The organism is Duganella sp. SG902, assembly GCF_013376005.1.
Taxonomy (GTDB): domain Bacteria; phylum Pseudomonadota; class Gammaproteobacteria; order Burkholderiales; family Burkholderiaceae_D; genus Rugamonas.
Window position 1 is genome coordinate 236,686 of sequence record NZ_JABMJK010000007.1, and the last position, 22,898, is coordinate 259,583.

Sequence of the window (22,898 nt, forward strand, 5' to 3'; positions counted from 1 at the left end):
TCAGCTAACGTGTCATATTTGTTATGCTTCACGTTATGATCTGTATTCTTGATGAACCTTACATGGATACGGATCACACATGCAACGACGCGCACTCCTGGCTTCCCTCCTGATCGCCCAATCCGCGCTGGCGCAAAACTGCCCGGCGCCTGGCGTTTCGCTGAACTACCCGGTCACCCGCACCGTCGACCAGCAGGACAACTACCACGGCACCGTCATCGCCGATCCGTATCGCTGGCTGGAAGACGCCAACAGCGCCGAGACCAAGGACTGGGTGACGGCGCAGAACCAGCTGACCCAAAGCTACCTGTCGCAGATCCCCACCCGCGAGGCGATCAAGGCGCGCCTGACCAAACTGTGGAACTACGAGCGTTTCAGCGTGCCGTTCAAGGAAGGCGGCCGCTATTTCTACAGCCGTAACGACGGCCTGCAAAACCAGTCGGTGCTGTACACCATGAAGACGCTGGCCGACGTGCCGCGCCAGCTGCTCGATCCGAACACGTTGGCCGCTGACGGCACCGTGGCGCTGGCCGGCCTGGCGGTCAGCCCGAACGGCAAATACCTCGCCTACAGCACCGCCGCCTCGGGCTCGGACTGGAACGAGATCAAGGTGCGCGACATCGACACCGGCAAGGACATCGAGGACCACATCAAGTGGGTCAAGTTCTCGCGCACGGCATGGCTGCAGGACGGTTCCGGCTTCTTCTACAGCCGCTACGACGAGCCGAAGGAAGCCACCAAGCTGGCCGACGTCAACTACTTCCAGAAGCTGTACTTCCACAAGCTGGGCACCCCGCAAAGCGCGGACGTGCTGGTGTACGACCGCCCCGACCACAAGGACTGGGGCTTCAGCGCCGAAGTCACGCAGGATGGCCGCTTCCTCGTCATCAACGCCTCGCAGGGGACGGAAAACAAGAACCGGGTGTTCTACAAGGATTTGAGCAAGAAGGACGCCAAGGTGGTGGGCCTGCTGGAGGACTTCGACGCCGCGTATGACTTCATCGGCAACGACGGCCCGGTATTCCTGTTCCGCACCGAGCGCAACGCGCCGCGCGGCCGCATCGTCAGCATCGACACGCGCAAGCCGGGTGTGCTGAACTGGAAGCAGATCGTCCCGGAGAGCAGCAATACCATGGTGTCGGCCTCGCTGGTCAACAATCAGCTGATCGTCGACTACCTGAGCGACGCGCATAGCCTGGTCAAGATCTACGACCTGAAAGGCAAGGCGCTGCACGACATCGAGCTGCCCGGCCTGGGCACCGCCGCCGGCTTCAGCGGCAAGCGCGCGGACACCGAGACCTTCTACGCCTTCACCGGTTTCACCAACCCGACCACCATCTACCGCCACGACCTGAAGACCAACAAGAGCAGCGTGTATCGCCAGCCCAAGGTGGACTTCGACCCGAGCGCGTTTGAGACGCGTCAGGAATTCTTCACCTCGCGCGACGGCACCAAGGTGCCGATGTTCATCGTCTCGAAAAAAGGCTTGAAGCTGGACGGCAGCAATCCGACCTACTTGTACGGCTACGGCGGCTTCAATGTCTCGCTGACGCCGACCTTCTCGGTGGCCAACCTGGCCTGGCTGGAAATGGGCGGCGTGTACGTGATGGCCAACCTGCGCGGCGGCGGCGAATACGGCGAGTCGTGGCACGCGGCCGGCACCAAGCTGCAGAAGCAGAACGTGTTCGACGATTTCATCGGCGCGGCCGAATGGCTGGTGGCGCACAAGGTGACGTCGCCGTCCAAGCTGTCCATCGGCGGCGGCAGCAACGGCGGCCTGCTGGTCGGCGCGGCCATGACGCAGCGCCCGGACCTGTTCGCGGCGGCGATCCCGCAAGTGGGCGTGATGGACATGCTGCGCTTCCATAAATTCACCATTGGCTGGGCGTGGACCTCGGACTACGGCTCGTCCGACAACGCCGACGAGTTCAAGGCGCTGGTCAAATACTCGCCGTTGCACAATCTGAAGAAGGGCACCTGCTACCCGGCCACCATGATCACCACCGCCGACCATGACGACCGCGTGGTGCCGGCGCACAGCTTCAAGTTCGCGGCCACCGCTCAGGCCGACCAGGCGCCGGGCGGCGCGCCGATCCTGATCCGCATCGACAGCAAGGCGGGCCACGGCGCCGGCAAGCCGACCAACAAGCAGATCGAGGAGGTGGCCGACCGCTGGGGCTTCCTGACCCGCGCGCTGCAAATGGACGGCGGCAGCGCCGACACCAAGGCGGCGGGCCAGCAATGATGCGCGCGCCGACCGCCGCATCGCTGCTGCTTGCACTGTTGATGTCCGGCGCTGTGCCGGCGATGGCGGCCGACGCCGGCACAGCGCCGGCGGTCAGGCAGATCGCCGACGTCACGCGCGGCCTGCAATCGCAGCCGGGCTTCATCGACGTCTGGCGCGATATCGACAAGGGCAGGGTGCTGCTGTCGGTGGCCGCGCTGGAACAGCCGTTTTTGCTGGTGAGCTCCCTGCCGTACGCGTTGGGTTCCAACGACGTCGGCCTGGATCGCGCGCAGTCGGGTGAAATGCGCATGGTGCGCTTTGAAAAGCACGGCGCCCGCTTGTTCCTGGTGCAGGACAACACCAACTACGTCGCCAACTCGGCCGACCGGGACGAACGCGCCGCCGTGCGCGAGTCCTTCTCCAACTCGGTGCTGTGGTCGGGCGAGATCATCGCCAGCGACAAGCAGCGCCACCTGGTCGACTTCTCCAGCTTCCTGCTGGCGGACCGCCACGGCATCGCGGCGCGGCTGGCCGGCGCCAAGCAGGGCGCGTATGCGATCGACCCGGCGCGCAGCGCGGTGCTGGCGGCGGAGGCGAAAGCCTTCCCGGACAACGTCGAACTGGAGGCCTTGCTGACCTTCGCCGGCCCGGGGCAGGCGGAATTCGTCAAACAGGTCGGCGCCGATCCGGCCAGCCTGTCGATGCGCCAGCGTATCAGCATGGTGCGTTTGCCGGAGGCCGACGGATGGCGCCCACGCGCCTACCACCCGTATTCCGGCGGTTTCGACGCCAGCTACTTCGACTTCGCCACGCCGCTGGCCAGCAGCATCGACGTGCACTGGCAAGTGCGCCACAAGCTGGAAAAGACCGATCCATCGGCGGCCGTCAGCACGGTCAGGAAACCGATCGTCTACTACGTCGATCGCGGCGCGCCCGAGCCGGTGCGCTCGGCGCTGATTCAGGGCGCCTCGTGGTGGGCCAGCGCTTTTGAAAAAGCGGGCTTCAAGGACGCCTACCGCGTCGAGCTGCTGCCGGAAGGCGTGGACGCGCAGGACATCCGCTACAACGTCATCAGTTGGGTGCACCGCGCCACGCGCGGCTGGTCCTACGGGAACGCGCTGACCGATCCGCGTACCGGCCAGATCCTGCGCGGCGCCGTCACGCTGGGATCGCAGCGCGTGCGGCAAGACATCCTGATCGCGGAAGCGCTGCTGGCGCCGTACGGCAAGAGCAGCAACGCCGACAAGCGGAAACTGGCCGAGCAAATGGCGCTGGCGCGCCTGCGTCAACTGGCCGCGCACGAAGTCGGCCACACGCTGGGCTTCGCCCACAACTTTGCCGCCAGCCGCATGGGCAATGGTTCGGTGATGGATTATCCGCATCCCATCCTCAAGCTGAACGCGCAGGGCGAGGTGGATTTGTCGAATGCGTACGGTGTCGGCGTCGGTCCATGGGACGACTACATCGTCAAATACATCTACGGCGATTTCGGCAGCGGCGCGCAGGAAGAGGCGGCGCTCGCCAAGCTGCGCGCCGACGCGCGCGCGGCCGGCATGCTGTATTCCAGCGACCAGGACGACCGCGTGCCGGGCGCCAGCCATCCGGATGGCCTGCTGTGGGACTTCGGCCCGGACACCCTGAAGACCTGGGACCAGTTGGGCGCCGTGCGCCAGCGCGCCCTGCAAACCTTCTCGGTGGAGGTGCTGCCGGACGCGCGCCAGATCGGCGAGCTGGAAGCGCGGCTGGTGCCGGTCTACCTGCTGCAGCGCTACCAGGGCGAAGCGGTGGCGCGCCTGATCGGCGGCGGTGACTTCGATTACACCAGCGCCGGCGACGTCAAGGCGGGCATCGCCAAGGCCGGCATCAAGGCCACGCCGCCGGACGTGCAGCGCCAGGCGCTGGGCCGCCTGACCGACAGCCTGCGCGCCGAATATCTGGCGCTGCCGGCCAACGTGCTCGATATCCTCACGCCGCCGGCGGCCGGCTATGGCCGCAATCGCGAGTACTTCGACACGCGCATGGAATCGGTGTTCGACGCCTTCTCGATCGCCGAGGCGGCCGCCGCGCACACCACCGGCTTCCTGCTGAACGCCGAGCGCGTCAACCGTCTGGCCTGGCAGCACGCGCGCGACGCCAGGCAGCCCGGCGTGCAGGAGGTATTGACGCAGGTGCTGCAAAAGACCTGGAAGCGCGACGCCGTGCCGTCCACCGTTATCGGCGGCGAAGCGGTGCAGTTGGCGGCCAATTGGGTGGTGGCGGACAGCTTGCTGCGGCTGCTGGATGGCGGCCAGCTGCACCCGCAGGTGACGGCGGAAGTCCGGCAATCCGTGCGCGAACTGGCACAGTGGCTGCAAAGGAATCCGGGCAAGGGCGTGACAGCGGACAGCCGCAAACAGGCGGCCGACTACTTCACCGCCTACCTGTCCGATCCGCGCAGCGTCAAACTGCGCGCCGCACCAACTGTGCCTCCCGGCGCACCAATTTAGCGCATCAGTTTGGTGCATCGATGGCTCGAGCCTATCGATGCACCAACTTGAAACCACATTAAAATCAGCCACTTAAGATTTTGCACCAAAGTGGTACAGAAATTGCTTTCCATGTTGGCACTTTATTTTGCGTGCTTTATTTGGGGGAGTAATTTTGATGTCTGGATTCAAAGACGGTGCGGACGCACTGTTTATCTTGCTTGGCGCCATCATGATTTTGGCAATGCATGCGGGCTTTGCCTTCCTCGAGTTGGGCACCGTCCGCAAAAAGAATCAGGTCAACGCGCTGGTCAAGATCCTGGTGGACTTCTGCGTTTCGGCCATTGTGTATTTCTTTGTCGGCTACAGCATCGCCTACGGCGTCAACTTCTTCTCCCCGGCCGACGTGCTGTCCGCGCGCAATGGCTTTGAACTAGTCAAGTTCTTCTTCCTGCTGACCTTTGCCGCCGCCATCCCGGCGATTATTTCTGGCGGCATTGCCGAACGCGCGCGCTTCCACCCGCAGACGGCGGCCACGGCGCTGCTGGTCGGCCTGGTCTATCCATTCTTCGAGGGCATCGCCTGGAACCACCGTTTTGGCGTGCAGGACTGGCTGCTCCAGACGTTTGGCGCGGAGTTCCATGACTTTGCCGGCTCGGTGGTGGTGCACGCGGTGGGCGGCTGGATCGCGCTGCCGGCGGTGCTGCTGCTCGGCGCGCGCCGTGGCCGCTACATGAAAAATGGCGGCATCGCCGCCCATCCGCCGTCGTCGATTCCCTTCCTGGCGCTCGGCGCCTGGATACTGATGGTGGGCTGGTTCGGCTTCAATGTGATGAGCGCCCAGGCGCTGGACAAGATGAATGGCCTGGTGGCGGTCAACTCGCTGATGGCCATGGTGGGCGGCACGCTGGTCGCCACCTCGCTGGGCAAGAACGACCCCGGCTTCGTGCATAACGGCCCGCTGGCCGGCCTGGTGGCGGTTTGCGCCGGCTCCGACCTGATGCATCCGCTGGGCGCGCTGGTGACGGGCGGCATCGCCGGCGCCATCTTTGTCTGGATGTTCACGCTGGCGCAAAACAAATGGAAGATCGACGACGTGCTGGGCGTGTGGCCGCTGCATGGCCTGTGCGGCCTGTGGGGCGGGATCGCGGCCGGCATTTTCGGCCTCAAGGCGCTGGGCGGGGCCGGCGGCGTGGCGCTCGGGTCGCAGCTGGTCGGCAGCTTGCTGGGCGTGGCGATCGCCGGCGTCGGCGGAACCATGGTGTATGGGCTGCTGAAGAAAACCGTCGGCTTGCGGCTGGATCCGGAGGAAGAGTTCCAAGGCGCCGATCTGTCGATCCACCGCATCACGTCGACGCCGGAACGCGAATCAAATTGGTAAAAACGCAACACGGTGTGCTGGAAAGTATTTATTTTAGATCATTCATTTATTCTAATTGACTCGCCAATAATCTTAATCCAGAATCGACACTCATAAGAATAGTAACTATATAAACATGTCAAATTTGAATGAGTGGGTCAATTATGAAATCCTTTCCTAAGCTGATGATCGCCACCGTGGTTGCCGCCGCCTGCGCGCACTCGGCGCAAGCGGTAAACATGGTGCAAATCGACGGCGCCCACGCTAGTTTCTTCTATGATGCCGACTTCTGGGGCCTGGGAACGGCCAGCGTCGTCGGCGACAAGATCAGTTTCAGCACGCCGTCGTACTTCAACCAGCACGCGGAGGGCTACGGCAAGAGCGGCGAGGATACCGACCGCTACACTAACCAGACCGGTTCGGCCGTGGTCGCGGTGGCCAAGAACGGCTATCACTTGACCGGCGGCATCGACTACGACGTCACCACGACCTACGCGCAGCCGGTGGCCGGCGCGTTCGCGTCGCAAGTCAACAACACTAATATCAGCACCGGCACCTGGAATGGCAAAACTTTTGTCTCGGGTACCCAACTGGGGCAATTCTCGCTGTTCCTCAGCCGTAGCAGCGGCGCCGACGGCATCGGCTCCGGCAGCACCGCCAACACCGGCACCATCAGCGGCGCCGGCACCTACTCGGTGGTGGGGCTGGACAGCTACCTGTTCCTGAGCACCTCGCAGCGCGGCGTCGGCTACTCGGAAGCCGGCCTCAGTACCGCCAGCTACCAGTTCGGGGTTTCCGCCGTGCCGGAGCCGGCCACCTACGGCATGCTGCTGGGCGGCGTGGCCGTGCTCGCGCTGGCGGGCCGCCGCCGTCGCAAGCTGCTGGGCGGTTCGCTGCTGGCCGCGGCCAGCCTGGCGGGCACCGCGCAAGCGGCCAATTATGTCGAAGTGGTGGGCACCCATGTCAGCTTCTTCTACGACGCCGACTACTGGGGCGACAACGCCGCCACCGTGGTGGGCGACAAGATCACCCTGAGCACGCCAACCTACGTGGACCGCACGGCGGTCGGGCATTCGCCGTCTGAGAAAAATCAGCGCACCTTTGTCGACAACGCCTCGGCCGCGCTGGTGGCGGTGGCGCGCAGCGGTTATGCGCTGACCGGCGTGGTCGGCTACAAGCCGACGATCACCTACTCGGTGTCCGCCAGCGGCAGCCAGATCGAACTGGCCGGCGGCGAATCGCTGTACTACGGCGCGTTTAATGGCGCCAATTTCGCCTCCAGCAGCGCCGTGGGCTACTTCTCGTACAGCACCAAGGTCGATTCGAACGGGGTGGCGCACTCCGGCGTGACCAATGATCCGGTGCAGAACGGCTTCCTGTACAACGGCCCGTCGCTGTTCGACACCCTGGCCGTCGACAATTCGCTTTACCTGACCTCGATCCAGACCGGCGTCGGCACCACCAAGTCGGCGGTGGCGTACTCGTACGATTTCGGCATCGCGACCGCGGTTCCAGAGCCGGCCACCTATGGCATGCTGCTGGGCGGCCTGGGCGCTTTGGCGTTGGCGGCCCGGCGCAAGCGCGGCGAAGTTTAAGCTCGACGGTAAAAAGAGTTGACCTGTAAAAAAGAAATGGCATAATTGCATTCAAATGTAATTTTTTGCCAATTTCTTGAAAGGGCCGTCATGACCAAAATGCTGCCACGTCGTTTGCTGGTTGCCGCGCTGCTCGCAGCCGGCGTTGCTTCCTCGGCGCAAGCTGTCAACTTCGTCGAGATTGACGGCGCCAACCTGACCTTCTTCTACGACGCCGATTTCTGGGGTCTGGGGACGGCCAGCGTTACCGGCAACAAGATCTCGTTCGCGATCAGCGACGATTTCGACGTTACCGCCAAGTCCAGCACCGTCTCGGGCCATGGCGCCGCCGCCCACGTCGATGACAACAGCCTGAGCGTGTTCGCCGTGGCGAAGAGTGGTTATTCGGTGTCGTCGTTGGTGCAGGCCAGTTCCAGCACGTCCGTCAACTTCACCACCGGCAACGGCACCGCCGCCGGCGTGCTGTCGGGCAGCGTTTCGGGCGGCGCCTTCAATGGCGACGACTTCGTGGCCATTCACAACGACGGCAGCTATTACGACGACTTCCAGCTGTACACCGGCTCCTCGCCGTACAGCACCACCGCCGCGCTGGCGGCCAACGGCGGCGTGGCCGGCAATTTCTACGCCGCGACCGGCGTGGAAACCTTCATCGGCGTGGGCGCCGAGCAATATGGCAAGGGTCTGTCGCACGCCGCGCTGACCGACGTCAGCTACAACTTCAGCGTGACGGCCGTTCCTGAGCCGGAGACTTATGCCATGCTGCTGGCCGGCCTCGGCCTGGTGGGTTTTGCTGCGCGCCGCCGCAAGCAAGCCGCCTGATCCAAAGGGCCCTGCGGGGCCCTTTGTCGTTTTTCTGGCCTACCGGTGGATCACCACCAGCAGCGCCTTGGCTTCGGTTTTGCCAACGTTGCGGATGATGTGCTGCTGGTCGCCCGGGTAGCGCGCCGTGCTGCCCAGTTTCACCTTCTTCTTGTCCGGTCCCACTTCCACCTCCACCGAACCGTGCAGCAGCGTCAGATGTTCCTGCGCGCCCGGATCGTGGCCCTGCGACGCCAGCTCGCCGCCCGGCGACAGCGTCAGCTCGTACCATTCATAGCGGCTGGCCAGCTCCAGCGGCCCCAGGATGCGCAGCACGTAGCCGGCATGCAGGCCGGGCAGGGTGGGCGTCTCGTGCGCCTCGGTCACGCGGATGGTTTCCGTCTGACGCTCGGCGGTGGCCAGCAATTCGCCGATCTGCACCCCCAGGGCGTTGGCCAGGCGCCAGGTGATCGCGATGGTCGGATTGGCTTTCTCGCGCTCGATTTGCGATAACATGGACTTGGAAACGCCGGCAATGCGCGACAGGTCTTCCAGGGTCAGGCCACGGGCCAGGCGCAGGCGCTGCAGGGCGGCGCCAACTTCTGGTGGCGCGTTATTTGGTACTGGTGTTTTCATTGTTTGGGTTGCGGAGTTCACTGGCTCGCTATAAAATTCAATATATCGAATTTGAATTCGACATAACGAATTTCGCATAAGATAGTGAAATCGTATCACATACAAGGACCATCATGAGCAATCAGAAAGACACCTTCTACAGCGGCCTCCAGCAAAACCTGGATCAACTGCGCGAGCAGGGCCTGTACAAGCCGGAGCGCGTGCTGGCTTCGCGCCAGGGCTCGGAAGTGATCGGCGAAGATGGTCGCACGCTGATTAATATGTGCGCCAACAACTACCTCGGCCTGTCCGGCCAGGAGTGGGTGGCGCAGGCCTCCATCGACGCCACGGAAAAATACGGCTACGGCCTGTCGTCGGTGCGCTTCATCTGCGGCACCCAGACCGTGCACAAGCAGCTGGAGCAGGCCATCTCCAGATTCCTCGGCACCGAGGACACCATCCTGTACGCGGCCGCCTTCGACGCCAACGGCGGCGTGTTCGAGCCGCTGTTCGACGAGAACGACGCCATCATCTCTGATGCGCTGAACCACGCCTCCATCATCGACGGCATCCGCCTGTGCAAGGCCGCGCGCTTCCGCTACGCCCACAACGACATGGCCGACCTGGAAAAGCAGCTGCAAGACGCCGCCGGCAAGCGCCACAAGATCATCGTCACCGACGGCGTGTTCTCGATGGACGGCACCATCGCCCAGCTGGACAAGATCGTGGAGCTGGCCGACAAATACGGTGCGCTGGTGATGATCGACGAATGCCACGCCTCCGGCTTCATGGGCAAGACCGGGCGCGGCACGCACGAGCACCACAACGTGGTCGGCAAGATCGACATCATCACCGGCACGCTGGGCAAGGCGCTGGGCGGCGCCATGGGCGGCTTCACCTCCGGCCGCAAGGAAGTGATCGAGATGCTGCGCCAGAAATCGCGTCCCTACCTGTTCTCGAACACGCTGGCGCCATCGATCGCCGGCGCCTCGCTGGCGGTGCTGGAGCGCCTGTCGTCGTCGACCGAGCTGCGCGACCGCCTGCACGAGAACACCGCCTACTTCCGCAAGGAGATCGAGCGCATCGGCTTCACCATCAAGCCGGGCACCCACCCGGTGGTGCCGGTGATGCTGTTCGACGCGCCGGTGGCGCAGAAGTTCGCGGCGCGCATGTATGAACTGGGCGTGCTGCTGAGCGGCTTCTTCTACCCGGTGGTGCCGATGGGCCAGGCGCGCGTGCGCGTACAACTGTCCGCCGCCCACACCCGCGAGCAGCTGGACACCGTATTGAAAGCATTCGAGCAGGCCGGTCACGAGCTGGGCCTGCTCAAGTAAAAAAACGTCAGGACACAATCAAATGACACAGCAAAAAATCCTCGTCATCGGCGCCAACGGCCAGATCGGCAGCGAACTGGTGGAAGCACTGGCCAGGCAGCACGGCGCGCAGAACGTCATCGCCAGCGACGTCAGCCCGACCAATTTGTACCACGCCGCCCGCTACACCACGCTCAACGTGTTGGACAGGCAGGCCTTGTCCGCGCTGATCACGGAAGAGGGCATCACCCAGGTGTACCAACTGGCGGCCATGCTGTCGGCCACCGGTGAAGCGGCGCCGCTGAAGGCGTGGACGCTGAACATGGACGGCCTGCTGAACATCCTGGAAGTGGCGCGCGAACGCGGCGCCATCGGCAAGCCGCTGAAAGTGTTCTGGCCTTCGTCGATCGCCGCCTTCGGCCCGAACACCCCGGCCACCGACACGCCGCAGCTGACGGTGATGGACCCGACCACCATCTACGGCATCAGCAAGCTGGCCGGCGAGCGCCTGTGCGAATACTACTTCCTGAAATATGGCGTGGACGTGCGCTCGATCCGCTATCCAGGCATCATCAGCTACAAGTCGCCACCGGGCGGCGGCACCACCGACTACGCCATCGCCATCTTCCATGCGGCGCTGCGCGGCGAGCGTTATGAATGCTTCCTCGGCCCGCACACCACGCTGCCGATGATCTACATGCCGGACGCCATCCGCGCCACCATCGAGTTGATGGACGCGCCGGCGCAGCAGGTCAAAGTACGTTCCTCGTACAACGTGGCCGGCGTCTCGTTCAATCCGGAGCAACTGGCGGCCGCCATCACGCGCAAGCTGCCGGACTTTAAGATCGCCTACAAGCCGGACAGCCGCCAGGCCATCGCCGACACCTGGCCGCAAAGCCTGGACGATGCCGCCGCCAGCGCCGACTGGGGCTGGAAAGCCCGCATCGGCGTGGACGAAATGGTGGAAGACATGCTGGCCAATATCGACGTCAACCTGGGTAAGGCCGCCTGATGGACATGAGCGTATTCGATCTGTTCAAGATCGGCATTGGACCTTCCAGCTCCCATACCGTGGGACCGATGGTGGCGGCGCGCCGCTTCCTGCTGGATAACGCGCCACTCGACGACGTGACCGAGGTCAAGGCCGAGCTGTATGGCTCGCTGGCCCTGACCGGTGTCGGCCACGCCACCGACAAGGCGGTGCTGCTTGGCCTGATGGGCGAGACGCCGCAGGACGTGGTGCCCACCAGCGTCGACGCGCAGTTGGCCGACGCCGAAGCCGCGGGCCAACTCAAGCTGCTAGGCGCCCAGGCCGTGCAGTTCAAGCGCGGCACGCATCTGGTGTTCCACATGGCCGAATCGCTGCCTGAGCATCCGAACGGCATGCGCTTCACGCTGACCCGCAAGGATGGCGCGACGGTCAGCAAGGTGTACTACTCGGTCGGCGGCGGCTTTATCCGCGAGGAGGGCGAGGCGCCCGCGGCGGCCGCGGCCAGCGTGGCCGTGCCGTATCCGTTCGGCACCATGGCCGAGCTGCTGGCGCACGGCGTGCGCAGCGGCCTGACCATTCCGCAAATGCTGCGCGCGAACGAATGCGCGCGCATGAGCGAGGACGTGCTGGACGCCGGCCTCGATAAAATCTGGCACGTCATGCGCGACTGCATCGCCCACGGTCTCGATACGGCCGGCCAGCTGCCGGGCGGCTTGAACGTCAAGCGCCGCGCCGCCGCCCTGTGGAAGCAGGCCAGCACCGCCGCCGCCAACAGCCTGCCGCATGACGCCATGCACCAGGTGAGTCTGTACGCGATGGCGGTCAACGAGGAGAACGCCGCCGGCGGCCGTGTGGTCACCGCCCCGACCAATGGCGCGGCCGGCATCATTCCAGCCGTGCTGCGCTACTACGCGGAAGACTGCAAGCCGGCCGACCCGGTGGCCGGCGTGCGCGACTTCCTGCTGACGGCCGCCGCCATCGGCATGCTGTGCAAGCGCAACGCCTCCATCTCCGGCGCGGAGATCGGCTGCCAGGGCGAGGTGGGCGTGGCGTGCGCCATGGCCGCCGCCGGCCTGGTGGCGGCGCTGGGCGGCAGCAATGGCCAGATCGAGAACGCGGCCGAGATCGGCATCGAACACCATCTGGGCATGACCTGCGACCCGATCGGCGGCCTGGTGCAGATTCCCTGCATCGAGCGCAACGGCATGGGCGCGGTCAAGGCCATCACGGCCGGCTCGCTGGCGTTGAAGGGCGACGGCACCCACTTCGTCAGCCTCGACGACGTCATCGAAACCATGCGCCAGACCGGCGCCGACATGCAGGCCAAGTACAAGGAAACCTCGCTCGGCGGCCTGGCGATCCACGTCATCACCGTCAATCACGCGGCCTGCTGAACGCGGGTTCGGAATACGCGATACAAGTTCGCTTCGCGCCCGTGCCGTAGCGCGGCCGGGCGATAAAGTACTCCCCATGGACAGAGGCAATTCATGCTTCTAACCGATGAGGGAGTGCTACATGATCAAGGAAATCCGTATTCTGAGCGGGCGCCATCGCGGCGCCGTGCTACCGCTGACGGCGGGTACCTGGCGCATCGGCTGTGACGATGCGGCCAGCGTCCACATCAGCGACTGGCGGCACGCTCCGGTCAGCCTGACCATCGCCGAAGACGGCCATGTCTTCTGGCAGGCCGACGGCGCCGCCGAAGCGGTCACGGTCACCGAACACCAAACCATCCACTTTGAAGACATCGCGCTGAGCATCGGCGCGGTCGACAGCGCCGCCGCCGAAGCGGCCACGCCGGCCGCCGTCCCGGCCGGCGCACCCGTGGCCACCGAGCCGGGCCGCAACAAGCGGCGCTGGCTGGCGCTGGGCGCGCTGGCCATGCCGGCCGCCTTGCTCAGCAGCGCTTTGCTGGCGATGCAGCCGCCGCACGCCGATCCCGGCACGCCGCTGGACAGCGTGCGCCGCCGCCTGCCGGCGCTGCTGGCCGGCATCGGCCAGGGCGCGCTGCAAGTCAATCAGCAGGACGGCCTGATCGTCGTGCAGGGCGTGGTCCGCAACGGCGCCGAGGCCGGCGCGGTGCGCTCCCTGCTGCGCGAGGTGGCACCTGAACACGCGGTGGCGCATCTGGCCATCGTCAACGAGGTGCTGGCCAGCATTACAGAATCCCTGCACGAATCCACATTGAAACCGCGTTACGAAGGCAAGGGCGTTTTCGTCGTCACCGGCACCACCCGCGACAGCGCGCTGGTCCAGCGCCGCCTGGCGCAACTGGCGGCCGATCTCGGTCCCGCCGTCGCCCGGCTCGACGCCCAGGTCACCGAGGTGCGCCCAGGCTGGAGCGTGGCCGACAGCGACTCGGCGTTGGACATCGGCGAGCTGCGCTACGTGCAGTCGCTGGACGGCAGCAAGCATTTCCCCGGCGCGGCCATGGCCGCCGCCGATCCGGTGGCCGTGGCGGCCCCGCACTGAACGAGGAGCCCACATGTTTCCCGCATTGACCAATGAAATTCTTGCCGACATGGACCGCTTCCAGGCCCTGGTCGAAACCCAGCCTGACGATCCGCGCTGCCTGGCGGTGGTGCAGGCCCTGCGGCAAAGCGCCGCCGCGTTCGAGGGCTGGGCCGGCATCGCCGATCCCGCGCTGCGCAAGGAGAACCAGACCCTGCACGCCGGCCTGGAGGCCGCCGTGCAAATCTGCCAGAGCATACGGCAGCCATCCGTTTGAACCGTAGTACCTGTTTCACCGCTGTGCTTGTTGTATCACCCATGTTTGATTCTTTCATTTTTTAAAGGAGCTTTACCATGACTACCCCTACCACCGTATCGAACGTCACCAGCACCCTGAGCAACTTCGGCGACGCCGCCAGCACCATCGCCGCCGCCCGCGCCTCGTCCATCACCACCATGGCCGCGCAGGACGAGATCGCGCGCATCCAGAACGAGATCGCCCTGAACCAGGCCAAGAACTCGGTGATCGAGGAACTGGGCAAAGGCGTGAAAGCGCTGGCGCAGTAATTCCGCCTGATGGCGGCTGGCGCGAGGTCACGTCGCGCCAGCCCGATTTTTGTACGTTTTATCTTTTGATGGAGCTTTACCATGACTACCCCTACCACCGTATCGAACGTCACCAGCACCGTTGCCGACTTCGGCGACGCCGCCAGCACCATCGCCGCGGCCCGCGCCTCGTCCCTGGCGACCATGGCCGCGCAAGACGAGATCGCACGCATCCAGAATGAAATCGCCCTGAACCAGGCCAAGAACTCGGTGATCGAGGAACTGGGCAAGGGCGTGAAAGCGCTGGCGCAGTAATATCGGCCGGCGTTTTTGCCCCCTCCCGATAACCGGCGCAAGCCGGTTTTTTGCCATCTACCGTTGATTGGTCCGCCGTGAGTACAGAACGCTATACCGCCGTCGTCGAGGAATTGTGCGCCAGCATGGGCATTCCCGACGTTGCCGCCGTGCTCGAGCAGCGCGTGCTGGAAGTCGAGGGTTTCGAGGTCCTGATCGATCACGTCGAGACCGATCCCAACGCGCTCTATCTCAATTTCAACTATGGCATCGTCAGCAGCGGCCGCACGCTCAAGGTGTTCCGCCTGCTGCTGGAAGCCAATCTGCTGGTCTACGCCCAGGATCAGGCCCAGCTGGGCATGGACGCCGACACCGGTGGCATCGTGATGATCGTGCGGGTGGAGTTCTGCGAGGAGGTTGGCGCCGAATGGCTGACCTCGCTGCTGGCGCACTACGCCGAACATGGCCGCTACTGGCGCGACAATATTTTCCAGGTCGAGGACGACATGTTCGAACAGGTGGCCAACGGCTCCTACTTGTGGATGAAGGTCTGAGCCGCGCCCTTGAGCAGGACGTCGATTTTGGCGATCGCCAGCGAACGCTGGCGCGAGGTGCGCGGACGTGCCGCATTGAGCAGCAACACCGGCAGGAACAGGTGTAATTGACGCAGCGCCGGCGAGGCCTGCGCCGTTGGCCGTGGCAGCAGCGCCAGCAGACGCTGCTTCACGGCCGCCAGCTTGTCCGGCGCGGCGCTGGCCGGCTGCGACAGGTATTCGCGCATCACGCGCAACACCGCCGTGGCCAGCGGCACGCTCTGCGCGGGATCGCTTTTCAGCGCGCGCAGATCGACCAGCGCGCCCTCCAGCGCGGCTACCGCGCCGGCGCCCGTGCTGGCGCCGCGATGAACAAAGTCGCGCACCAGGCCATCGATCGTGCGCTGACGCTGGGCGGCGGCCAGCGCGGCCGCATTCGGCCCGCCGTGCGTGGCCGGCTGGCCCGCATGCTGGCGTTGCCATGGATCGTGCGCCTGTTCCTCGGGTTGCTGGCCCGGATCGTCGTTGCGTTTGCGGACGCTGGCGCGGATCGCCGGCTGCCAGGGCGACTTCGCCTGCGACTCCAGCATCAGCAGCAGCTCTTCAAACTCGCTGGCGTTGTCGTTGGCCTCGGCGTTGCTGGCGCCGCGCTTCTGCCGCATGCGCAGGCGCGCCTGCAGGGCGGCCAGGGGGCCGTTGTGCAGCGGCGTCAGCACCACGTCGGGCTGCTGCGCCGCGTCGGCGGCGGCCGACAAACGCGCATGGCCGGCGCGACGGCCGGCCAGACTGCGTTGCGCGGCCGCCGCCGCGCTGAGTATGGGTTGATTGCTGGCTTCGATCTCGGCTTGCGCCTGCAGCAACTGGAGTGCGCTCGGCCCGCCGGCATCGACCCTCATGCGAAGATCGACTGCATCACGCTGCGCGCGAACTGCAGCACCGCCGAGGCGCCCCAGGGCGCCGCCAGCATGATGGTCACCGCCACCGCCACCAGCTTGATGCTGTGCGAGATGCTGGAATCCTGCAGCGATGTCACCGCCTGCAGGAACGAGACCAGCAGCCCGACCAGGGCCGCCACCACCACCGCCGGCAGCGACACCAGCAGGCACAGCATCATCGCGGTGGACGTCATGCGTCCGATATTGTCAAAATCCATAGTGTCACCGGTAAGTCAGCACAAGGCCGTGAATGAGGGTGGACCAGCCGTCCATGACCACGAACAGCAGCAGTTTGAACGGGATGGCGACGTTGCTGGGCGTGACCTGCGACAGCCCCAGCGCCATCAGGATGTTGGCGATCACCAGATCGATCACCACGAACACCAGGTACAGCAGGAAGCCGATTTTGAACGCCGCCGTCAGCTCGGTCAGCGCGAAGGCCGGCGCCAGCACCACCAGGTCGTTGGGCTTGAGCTGGGCCACCTTGTCGGCCGGCCATACCTGGGCCGCCGAACGCAGGAAGAACGCCTTCTCGCGCTCGTTGGTGTGCTTGAGCAGGAACTGGCGGAACGGATCGCGCGCGTTGTCGAGCAACTGCACCACGGCGTTGCCGCCCTCGACGCCGTGCGCCTGAGACTGCTTCATCGCCTCCATGCCGACCGGCGCCATCACGTAGCAGGAGACGATGATGGCGATGCCGTTCAACACGGTGTTGGGCGGCACCTGCTGCACGCCGATGGCGTTGCGCAGCAAGCCCAGCACCACCACGATCTTGGTGTACGAGGTCACCACCATGGCGGCGAACGGCAGCAGCGCCAGGGCGAAGATCGCCAGGATCAGCGAGGCGAAGTCAGGCGTCTGCGTCATTGCCGTGCACCATTGCGCCAAGCTGGAAACCCAGTTGCTCGCCGACCACCACCAGCGTGCCGTGGCCGATCACCTGGCCGCAGGCGACCATGCGCACACGGGCGTCGGCCAGCGCCAGTGGCAGCGCCAGCACCTGGCCGGGCTGCATCGCGCCCAGTTGTTGCAGCGGCATGGCCATGGTGGCGATTTCCAGCGTAATCGGTAATTCGAGGGCGGCCACGTCGGTCGCGCCCTCGTCTTGGGCGGTGTAGGGTTCCATGCTGTCGGATTCCAGGCTAAGGGTGGGGTAAGAGTCGAGTGTGATGGCGCCGTCCGCGATGGACGCCGCCGCGCGGTAGTGCAAGCCTTGCGGCGCGCCCCAGCGCAGCGTGACGCCGGGCAGGGTGGCGAGGCTGCCGACGCCGCCGCGCCAGCCCAGCAGCACGTCGCCACGGCGCAATGTCGCCAGCAGGGCGGGCGTGCAGCGGCGCGCGCCGATCACGGCGGCGCCGGCCAGCGGCAGCGTGCCCAGCCAGGCGGGCAGATCGGTCTGCGGGCGCGGCGCGGCTTCCAGCGCGGCCAGCAATCCGGTGTCGATGTTGGTGATGATCAGTGTGATGGTTTCAGGCGCCGGCGCCTTGGAAGCCCGCAGTTGCAACGCTAGGCCGGTCGCCAGCGCACACCCCGTCGCGGCATGGCCGGCGTCCGCGCCGGGTGGCGATAGCGCCGACACCGACAGCGCCGGCAAACCCAGTTGTTGCCAGCGTTGCAGCCATGGCTGCAGCAGGGCGTCGGCCAACGCCGCGCGCCATTGGCCGGACGGCGCCAGCGCGGCGCTCTCCAGCGCCGGATGCGGCGGCAGCGCGAACTCGCAATCCAGGCCGCCGTGTTCGCTGTGCAGGCGCAGCCGTGCCGTGCCGGTGGGCCGGGCTTGGCCGGCGGGCGCTGGCGCCAGGCTCCAGCCCAGGTGCTCGGCCAGCACCGCGCCGTGCTGATCGAACAGCAGGCAGGTGAGCCGCGCCAGCGATGGTGTCAACGCCGGCAGACGCGTATGGAGCGGTTGGATGGTCTTGTTATCTCGGGGCATGTCGGTTCCTGTTGGGGCGCCGGCGTCACCAGCAGACGATGTCCACTTCGATCCGGGCCGGCAGCAAGGCGCTCAGGCGTTGCTGCAGTTCCTTGCTGTTGTCCAAGATTACGCCGCGGGCGTCGCGGTCGGCGCTCTCAAAGCGAAGCAATAGCCGACAGGACGAAAGATGCAGGTGCAGCCGGGTGGCGGCAAGCAGGGCCGGGTCGATCTCGATCTGGAGTTCCCAATTGCCGCTGTCGAGGATGGCCGGGGCGTTGCAGAATTGCGCGATGATGGTGGCCAGTCGGGCGGTGCGCAGGGCGTCGTGCTCGTCGCGCAGGCAGGCGCGGGCGATGCGGCGCGACAGCGGCGTTTCGGCCGCCACATGCGCTGGCGCGGCTGTCACGGTTGCGGTTGCCGGCGCCTGACTGGGCGCGTGGCCGGTCTCCGGCGCCACGCCGTCGGCGCCGCCTGGTGCGCCGGTCGCGCCGCAGGCATCCTGCTCTTCGCCGGGGAGGCATGCCTCGGCCTTGTCGTCCTGCGCGCCGCCGTGATCGACCGCGGCCAGGCGGGCGCTGAATTGCAGCCGCAGCGCGCGCTGGCGGGCCGCGCTCAGCGCCGGCGTATCGCTGCGCGGCAGCAGCCGCACGGTATGCGTGTCGGTGGGCTTGATCGCCATGTCCGCTCCGCCCGGCGCTTACAGCACCAGTTTGCCGAGCGGCTGCAACTCGACATTGCCGCCCAGCTCCTGATAGGAATACACGTTCAGCCAGCCAAGCTGCTGCTCGATCATGCGCCGCACGTAGCGGCGGATATCCATCGAGGTCACCACCGCCAGCAGCGGCGCCGGCGCCGGCCCGGCGATGTGCTCGAGCCGGCCGATGATCGCCTGCACCTGTTCCGGCGGCAGCGTCAGGTAATTGCCGGCCGGCGTGGTCTTGATGGCCTGGCGTATCAGCTGCTCGACCGTGTTGTCGAGCAGGATGGTCGGCAGCTTGCGCGAACCCGCCGTCGCGCGATGGGCGATGAAGCGGCCGAGGTCGCCACGCACGTACTCGCTCAGCGTCAGCATGTCCTTTTCCTTGGGGCCCCAGGCCACCAGGCTCTCCAGGATGGCGCGCATGTTACGGATCGGAATCCGCTCCTCCAGCAGGCGGCGCAGCACGTCGGCGATGCGCTGCACCGGCAGCGCCTTCTTGACCTCGTCCACCAGCCCCGGATAATCCACCGCCACCCGATCGAGCAGCCATTGGGTTTCCTGCAGGCCGACAAACAGCTGGGCATGCGAGCGCAGCGTGGCCGCCGTGGCCGCGACGATGGCCGCCTCCAGCTCGCCGGCGGCGGTGGGCGCGGGCAGCTCCAGCGCGCCCATCGGCACGTCCTGCAGGGCCAGCTCGTAGCGCAGGCCCTCCAGCTCGGCGCTGGTCCAGACCGCCGCGCCGGGGAAGGGCAGGCCCAGTTCCTCGACCAGGCCCTGGCGCGCCGTCTCGAAGGCGGCGTCCAGCACGGCCGCGTCCAGCAGCGCGGCCAGCGGCAGCGACAGCCGGATCGCGATCTGCGGCGAGAACGGCGGCGCGCTGTCGCTGATGGTCGGCACGCTCTGCTTGTCCTCCACTCCGGCCAGGCGCTTGAGCGAGGGCAGCTCCACGCCGTCCGGCGCCACCGCCTTTTCCTTCTTGCGCAGCACCACGCCGGCCGCGCAGATCAGCGCCGCCAGCAGCAGGAACATGGTCGATGGGAAACCCGGCACGAAGGCGAAGGCGCTCAGCAAGGCGCTGGCGGTGAACAGCGCGCGGGCGTTGCCGCTCAGCTGGCGGGCGATCTCGGCGCCCAGCGACTGCTCGCCCTCGCGGTGCTCGTCGGCCACGCGGGTGATCATGATGCCGGCCGCCACCGAGATCAGCAGCGACGGGATCTGCGACACCATGGCGTCGCCGATCGACAGCACGGCGAAGCGGTTGGCGGCGTCGCCGGCGGTCATGCCGTGATAAGTGACGCCGACCACGACCCCGGCCAGGATGTTGACCATGGTGATGATCAGGCCGGCGATGGCGTCGCCCTTGACGAACTTCATGGCGCCGTCCATGCCGCCGTGCAGCTGGCTCTCGGTGGCCAGCAGGGCGCGCTTGCGGCGCGCGGCGTCGGCGCTCAGGTTGCCGGCGCGCAGGTCGGCGTCGATGCTCATCTGCTTGCCCGGCATGGCGTCCAGCGTGAAGCGCGCGCCCACCTCGGCCACCCGCTCCGAGCCCTTGGCGATCACGATGAACTGCACCGTGGCGATGATCAGGAACACCACCAGCCCGACCACCAGGTTGCCGCCCACCACCAGCTCGCCGAAACTCTCGATGATGTGGCCGGCGTCGGCGTGCAGCAGGATGGACTTGGTCGAGGCGATGTTCAGCGACAGCCGGAACATGGTGGTGAACAGCAGCAGCGAGGGGAACGAGGAAAACGACACCGCGTTGGGGATGTACATCGTCATCATCAGCAGGATCACGCTGAGCGAGATGTTGACCGCCAGCAGGGTGTCGATGGCGAAGGTCGGCAGCGGCAATATCATCAGCGCGATGACGGCCACCACCACGGTGGCGATGGCGATCTCGCCGCCAAGGTCCATTTTTTTCAGCACATTCATAGTGGGTCCACCAGGTGAGAAGAAGAGGGCGGCACGGCGCCGGCCTCGGGCGTGCCGATGTCGCGCACCCATTTCAGGATGACGGCGACGGTCTCGAACAGCGGTTCAGGGATGGCGCCGCCCAGCGGCACCGTGTACAGCGCGCGCGCCAGCGGCGGATTGCCGATCACCGGGATCGACATTTCCTGCGCCATGCGGCGGATTTCCAGCGCCTGCTCGTCCAGCCCCTTGACCACCACCTGCGGCAGGCCGTAGCCGTGCGGGTCGTAGCACAGCGCCACCGCGTAGTGGGTGGGGTTGACGATGACCGCCTGGGCGCGCCGCAGCTGCTCGCGGTCGGGCGGCGGCGGGCCGTGGGCGATTTCCTTGGCAATGGCCTTGCGCTTGCCTTTCAGGTGCGGGTCGCCATCGGATTCCTTGTGCTCGCGCTTGACCTCGTCCTTGCTCATGCGCTGGTCGCGGATGAACAGCCAGCGCTGCAAGCCGTAGTCGGGGGCGCCGATCAGTAGGAACAGCAGGCCGCCGACCAGCAGGAAGCGCGTCAGCACCTGCCAGGCCAGTTGCACGATGTCCAGCGCCGGCTGGTAGACCACGCCGACGATCATCGGCGTCAGCAGGGTCAGGGTTTTCCACATCACCACGAAGATCAGCAGCGCCTTGACCGCCATCTTGGCCAGGTCGACCATGGAACGGGCCGAGAAAATGCGGGTCAGGCCGGCGCCGGGGTTGACCGCATCGAACTTGGGCTCGACCGGTTTCATGGACAGGTTGAAGCCGGTTTGCATCAGTGTGCCGATCACGGCCGCCAGCACGCTCACGAGCAGGAATGGCGCCAGCAGCAGCACCGCCTGCAAGCCGATGCGCCGCGCGTACAGCAGCAGGTCGGCGTCCGGGCGGCTGATGGCCGCGAGGTCGAACACCGACGACAGCAGCGAGCGCAGGCCGTCGGCCAGCGTCGGGCCGGCCAGTATCATCAGTGCCGCGTTGCCCAGCAACACGGCGGCGCCGGTGATGTCGGTGCTCTTGGGCGACTTGCCGTCGCGCTTGGCGTCCTCCAGCTTCTTGGCACTGGGTTCTTCTGTTTTCTCGTCTGACATGGCTGCCGGGATTGGGTGGGAAGGTTGTCCGCACAGATTGTCGGCCACCGCCGCTGCCGGGGCGGCTGCGCAAACGAAGCGCCGGCGCGCGCGCCGAAGCGGCGGCGCAGGTTCGTTTGCGGCGTCGCGCTTTCGCTTTGCTCCGGCGTCCGGCAGGGGCGCGACGGTACATTACGCAAACCCAACCAACGGTAGGAACGACCATGAACGATTACAGCAAATGCGACAAGCCGGTGGTGACCGGCCTGATCGAGGTTTTGATGGCCGGCATCAAGCACGGCAAGCTGGCCGAGGCCGAGGCGCTGCTGGCCGCGCTGCGCGTGTTGCGGCCGCGGTTCCGCGAGCTCGACACTTTCGATGTCTGGCTGCTGATCAAGCGCAAGCGCTACCTCGAGGCGACCCAGGTGCTGCGCAACCTGCACGGCAGCAGCGACGAGATGCAGAACCTGCCCATCTGCACCGCCCTGCACGCGATGTGCCTGTACGCCTCGGGCGACGAGGCCTGGCGCATCAGCGCCAACGAGGTGCTGACCCGCAATGACGACGAGGATGCGGTGGCGCTGGTCAATATGTTGTACGGCAAGGGGCCGGCAACCATCGGGGAGGCGGCGGCGCCCGTGCCGGCGCAGCCGCCCGCCGTGGACACCATGGCCCACGCCTACTATCTGCGCGCGTGAGGAGGCCAAGATGATCGCACCCGTTCCCCCAGTGAGCAACATTGCGCCGGCGCCGGCGCCGGTGGTCGCGCCCGATGTCAACCCGGTCCATAACGTTGGCGCCGCCATGCCGGCCACGCCGCCGGCGCCGCCCGAGCCCGCCCTGGTCGACCGCTTTGCCGCGCTGATGCAGCAGGTCGGCCACAGTCCGGCCGGACAGCCGCGCACGCACGGCCCGTCGCAACTGCACCGCATGATCAACGCCGAAGACCAGGCCGCCAGGGCGACGCTGGACGAAGTGCGCTCGTTTTCGATCGGCGACGTGCACAGCCCCGCCGAGGCCGCCGCCGCGGTGATGCAGATGCAGACCGAGATGGCGGTGCTGTCGTTCAAGCTGAACGTGGTCAATACGCTGGCCGAGTCGGGCAAGACCTCGGTCCAGACCCTGATGAAGAACCAGTAACAACGAAGC

23 protein-coding genes are annotated in these 22,898 nt (G+C 66.0%); 15 read left to right on the forward strand and 8 right to left on the reverse strand.

All coding sequences use genetic code 11. The features are described 5' to 3' along the window. Positions 1 to 79: 79 nt before the first annotated feature. The 5 genes from FHW83_RS17220 to FHW83_RS30800 all read left to right on the forward strand — a co-directional run bounded on the left by FHW83_RS17220 (position 80) and on the right by FHW83_RS30800 (position 8,466). Complete coding sequence (locus FHW83_RS17220) at positions 80 to 2,245, forward strand: prolyl oligopeptidase family protein (RefSeq protein WP_176647568.1); 2,166 nt, start codon at positions 80 to 82, stop codon at positions 2,243 to 2,245. After that, positions 2,242 to 4,713, forward strand: a complete 2,472-nt coding sequence (locus FHW83_RS17225; RefSeq protein ID WP_218106325.1) for a zinc-dependent metalloprotease — start codon at positions 2,242 to 2,244, stop codon at positions 4,711 to 4,713. Before FHW83_RS17220 ends, FHW83_RS17225 begins: the two co-directional genes overlap by 4 nt. 157 nt (positions 4,714 to 4,870) lie before the next feature. Continuing rightward, a complete protein-coding gene (locus FHW83_RS17230) occupies positions 4,871 to 6,073 on the forward strand; it encodes an ammonium transporter (RefSeq protein WP_176647569.1) in 1,203 nt (400 codons plus the stop codon). Between the two features lie 143 nt (positions 6,074 to 6,216). Next, positions 6,217 to 7,647, forward strand: coding sequence for a PEP-CTERM sorting domain-containing protein (locus tag FHW83_RS17235; RefSeq protein WP_229224232.1), 1,431 nt, complete (start codon positions 6,217 to 6,219; stop codon positions 7,645 to 7,647). A gap of 90 nt (positions 7,648 to 7,737) precedes the next feature. Next, a complete protein-coding gene (locus tag FHW83_RS30800; protein WP_229224233.1) occupies positions 7,738 to 8,466 on the forward strand; it encodes an FxDxF family PEP-CTERM protein in 729 nt (242 codons plus the stop codon). Positions 8,467 to 8,505: 39 nt separating this feature from the next. Here the strand turns inward: FHW83_RS30800 and FHW83_RS17245 are convergent, their stop codons facing one another. Beyond that, positions 8,506 to 9,081 (reverse strand): helix-turn-helix domain-containing protein, encoded by a 576-nt coding sequence (locus FHW83_RS17245; RefSeq protein ID WP_176647570.1) that lies wholly within the window; start codon positions 9,079 to 9,081, stop codon positions 8,506 to 8,508. A 113-nt stretch (positions 9,082 to 9,194) separates the two neighbouring features. Between FHW83_RS17245 and kbl the strand changes: the two genes are divergently transcribed. The 8 genes from kbl to FHW83_RS17285 all read left to right on the forward strand — a co-directional run bounded on the left by kbl (position 9,195) and on the right by FHW83_RS17285 (position 15,209). Next, positions 9,195 to 10,394 (forward strand): glycine C-acetyltransferase, encoded by a 1,200-nt coding sequence (gene kbl, locus FHW83_RS17250; protein WP_176647571.1) that lies wholly within the window; start codon positions 9,195 to 9,197, stop codon positions 10,392 to 10,394. 22 nt (positions 10,395 to 10,416) lie between these two features. Further along, the gene (locus FHW83_RS17255; protein ID WP_176647572.1) at positions 10,417 to 11,385 is read left to right on the forward strand and encodes an NAD-dependent epimerase/dehydratase family protein; all 969 of its coding nucleotides are present in this window, start codon (positions 10,417 to 10,419) and stop codon (positions 11,383 to 11,385) included. Next, positions 11,385 to 12,758, forward strand: a complete 1,374-nt coding sequence (locus tag FHW83_RS17260) for an L-serine ammonia-lyase (protein WP_176647573.1) — start codon at positions 11,385 to 11,387, stop codon at positions 12,756 to 12,758. The genes FHW83_RS17255 and FHW83_RS17260 overlap by 1 nt, the downstream gene beginning before the upstream one ends. Positions 12,759 to 12,879: 121 nt before the next feature. Further along, positions 12,880 to 13,836, forward strand: a complete 957-nt coding sequence (locus FHW83_RS17265) for a hypothetical protein (RefSeq protein ID WP_176647574.1) — start codon at positions 12,880 to 12,882, stop codon at positions 13,834 to 13,836. A gap of 13 nt (positions 13,837 to 13,849) precedes the next feature. Further along, positions 13,850 to 14,092: a hypothetical protein gene (locus tag FHW83_RS17270; RefSeq protein ID WP_176647575.1), complete on the forward strand. Its 243-nt coding sequence runs from the start codon at positions 13,850 to 13,852 to the stop codon at positions 14,090 to 14,092. 77 nt (positions 14,093 to 14,169) lie between these two features. Next, the gene (locus FHW83_RS17275) at positions 14,170 to 14,382 is read left to right on the forward strand and encodes a hypothetical protein (RefSeq protein ID WP_176647576.1); all 213 of its coding nucleotides are present in this window, start codon (positions 14,170 to 14,172) and stop codon (positions 14,380 to 14,382) included. 81 nt (positions 14,383 to 14,463) lie between these two features. After that, the gene (locus tag FHW83_RS17280; RefSeq protein WP_176647577.1) at positions 14,464 to 14,676 is read left to right on the forward strand and encodes a hypothetical protein; all 213 of its coding nucleotides are present in this window, start codon (positions 14,464 to 14,466) and stop codon (positions 14,674 to 14,676) included. 77 nt (positions 14,677 to 14,753) lie between these two features. Then, on the forward strand, positions 14,754 to 15,209 hold the full coding sequence (locus FHW83_RS17285; RefSeq protein WP_176647578.1) for a CesT family type III secretion system chaperone: 456 nt from the start codon (positions 14,754 to 14,756) through the stop codon (positions 15,207 to 15,209). Here the strand turns inward: FHW83_RS17285 and FHW83_RS17290 are convergent. From FHW83_RS17290 to sctU, 7 genes are read right to left on the reverse strand one after another with little or no spacing between them, the layout of a single operon-like run. Next, a complete protein-coding gene (locus tag FHW83_RS17290) occupies positions 15,188 to 16,084 on the reverse strand; it encodes a hypothetical protein (RefSeq protein ID WP_176647579.1) in 897 nt (298 codons plus the stop codon). The two genes, FHW83_RS17285 and FHW83_RS17290, sit on opposite strands and share 22 nt — an antisense overlap. Further along, positions 16,081 to 16,341 carry a type III secretion system export apparatus subunit SctS gene (sctS, locus tag FHW83_RS17295; protein ID WP_176647580.1) on the reverse strand — a complete coding sequence of 87 codons (261 nt, stop codon included), beginning with the start codon at positions 16,339 to 16,341 and terminating at the stop codon, positions 16,081 to 16,083. The genes FHW83_RS17290 and sctS overlap by 4 nt, the downstream gene beginning before the upstream one ends. Positions 16,342 to 16,345: 4 nt before the next feature. Beyond that, complete coding sequence (gene sctR, locus FHW83_RS17300) at positions 16,346 to 16,990, reverse strand: type III secretion system export apparatus subunit SctR (protein ID WP_176647581.1); 645 nt, start codon at positions 16,988 to 16,990, stop codon at positions 16,346 to 16,348. After that, positions 16,974 to 18,056, reverse strand: coding sequence for a type III secretion system cytoplasmic ring protein SctQ (sctQ, locus tag FHW83_RS17305; RefSeq protein WP_176647582.1), 1,083 nt, complete (start codon positions 18,054 to 18,056; stop codon positions 16,974 to 16,976). Before sctQ ends, sctR begins: the two co-directional genes overlap by 17 nt. Positions 18,057 to 18,081: 25 nt before the next feature. Continuing rightward, positions 18,082 to 18,717 (reverse strand): type III secretion system protein SctP, encoded by a 636-nt coding sequence (sctP, locus tag FHW83_RS17310; protein ID WP_176647583.1) that lies wholly within the window; start codon positions 18,715 to 18,717, stop codon positions 18,082 to 18,084. An 18-nt stretch (positions 18,718 to 18,735) separates the two neighbouring features. Further along, complete coding sequence (locus tag FHW83_RS17315; RefSeq protein ID WP_176647584.1) at positions 18,736 to 20,673, reverse strand: FHIPEP family type III secretion protein; 1,938 nt, start codon at positions 20,671 to 20,673, stop codon at positions 18,736 to 18,738. Beyond that, positions 20,670 to 21,770: a type III secretion system export apparatus subunit SctU gene (sctU, locus tag FHW83_RS17320; RefSeq protein WP_176647585.1), complete on the reverse strand. Its 1,101-nt coding sequence runs from the start codon at positions 21,768 to 21,770 to the stop codon at positions 20,670 to 20,672. The genes FHW83_RS17315 and sctU overlap by 4 nt, the downstream gene beginning before the upstream one ends. Before the next feature lie 203 nt (positions 21,771 to 21,973). Here sctU and FHW83_RS17325 point away from each other — a divergent pair, with 203 nt between their 5' ends. Continuing rightward, the gene (locus FHW83_RS17325) at positions 21,974 to 22,447 is read left to right on the forward strand and encodes an HrpB1 family type III secretion system apparatus protein (RefSeq protein WP_176647586.1); all 474 of its coding nucleotides are present in this window, start codon (positions 21,974 to 21,976) and stop codon (positions 22,445 to 22,447) included. 10 nt (positions 22,448 to 22,457) lie between these two features. After that, positions 22,458 to 22,889 carry a hypothetical protein gene (locus FHW83_RS17330; protein ID WP_176647587.1) on the forward strand — a complete coding sequence of 144 codons (432 nt, stop codon included), beginning with the start codon at positions 22,458 to 22,460 and terminating at the stop codon, positions 22,887 to 22,889. Positions 22,890 to 22,898: the final 9 nt, after the last annotated feature.

Coding starts and splice junctions, on each gene's coding strand:
- FHW83_RS17290 (WP_176647579.1), bottom strand. CDS start 16,084: ATGAGGGTCGATGCCGGCGGGCCGAGCGCACTCCAGTTGCTGCAGGCG.
- sctP (WP_176647583.1), bottom strand. CDS start 18,717: ATGGCGATCAAGCCCACCGACACGCATACCGTGCGGCTGCTGCCGCGC.
- FHW83_RS17275 (WP_176647576.1), top strand. CDS start 14,170: ATGACTACCCCTACCACCGTATCGAACGTCACCAGCACCCTGAGCAAC.
- FHW83_RS17225 (WP_218106325.1), top strand. CDS start 2,242: ATGATGCGCGCGCCGACCGCCGCATCGCTGCTGCTTGCACTGTTGATG.
- FHW83_RS17245 (WP_176647570.1), bottom strand. CDS start 9,081: ATGAAAACACCAGTACCAAATAACGCGCCACCAGAAGTTGGCGCCGCC.
- sctU (WP_176647585.1), bottom strand. CDS start 21,770: ATGTCAGACGAGAAAACAGAAGAACCCAGTGCCAAGAAGCTGGAGGAC.
- FHW83_RS17280 (WP_176647577.1), top strand. CDS start 14,464: ATGACTACCCCTACCACCGTATCGAACGTCACCAGCACCGTTGCCGAC.
- FHW83_RS17235 (WP_229224232.1), top strand. CDS start 6,217: ATGAAATCCTTTCCTAAGCTGATGATCGCCACCGTGGTTGCCGCCGCC.
- kbl (WP_176647571.1), top strand. CDS start 9,195: ATGAGCAATCAGAAAGACACCTTCTACAGCGGCCTCCAGCAAAACCTG.
- FHW83_RS30800 (WP_229224233.1), top strand. CDS start 7,738: ATGACCAAAATGCTGCCACGTCGTTTGCTGGTTGCCGCGCTGCTCGCA.
- FHW83_RS17330 (WP_176647587.1), top strand. CDS start 22,458: ATGATCGCACCCGTTCCCCCAGTGAGCAACATTGCGCCGGCGCCGGCG.
- FHW83_RS17270 (WP_176647575.1), top strand. CDS start 13,850: ATGTTTCCCGCATTGACCAATGAAATTCTTGCCGACATGGACCGCTTC.
- FHW83_RS17220 (WP_176647568.1), top strand. CDS start 80: ATGCAACGACGCGCACTCCTGGCTTCCCTCCTGATCGCCCAATCCGCG.
- sctQ (WP_176647582.1), bottom strand. CDS start 18,056: ATGCCCCGAGATAACAAGACCATCCAACCGCTCCATACGCGTCTGCCG.
- FHW83_RS17230 (WP_176647569.1), top strand. CDS start 4,871: ATGTCTGGATTCAAAGACGGTGCGGACGCACTGTTTATCTTGCTTGGC.
- FHW83_RS17325 (WP_176647586.1), top strand. CDS start 21,974: ATGAACGATTACAGCAAATGCGACAAGCCGGTGGTGACCGGCCTGATC.
- FHW83_RS17265 (WP_176647574.1), top strand. CDS start 12,880: ATGATCAAGGAAATCCGTATTCTGAGCGGGCGCCATCGCGGCGCCGTG.
- sctS (WP_176647580.1), bottom strand. CDS start 16,341: ATGGATTTTGACAATATCGGACGCATGACGTCCACCGCGATGATGCTG.
- FHW83_RS17315 (WP_176647584.1), bottom strand. CDS start 20,673: ATGAATGTGCTGAAAAAAATGGACCTTGGCGGCGAGATCGCCATCGCC.
- FHW83_RS17260 (WP_176647573.1), top strand. CDS start 11,385: ATGGACATGAGCGTATTCGATCTGTTCAAGATCGGCATTGGACCTTCC.
- sctR (WP_176647581.1), bottom strand. CDS start 16,990: ATGACGCAGACGCCTGACTTCGCCTCGCTGATCCTGGCGATCTTCGCC.
- FHW83_RS17255 (WP_176647572.1), top strand. CDS start 10,417: ATGACACAGCAAAAAATCCTCGTCATCGGCGCCAACGGCCAGATCGGC.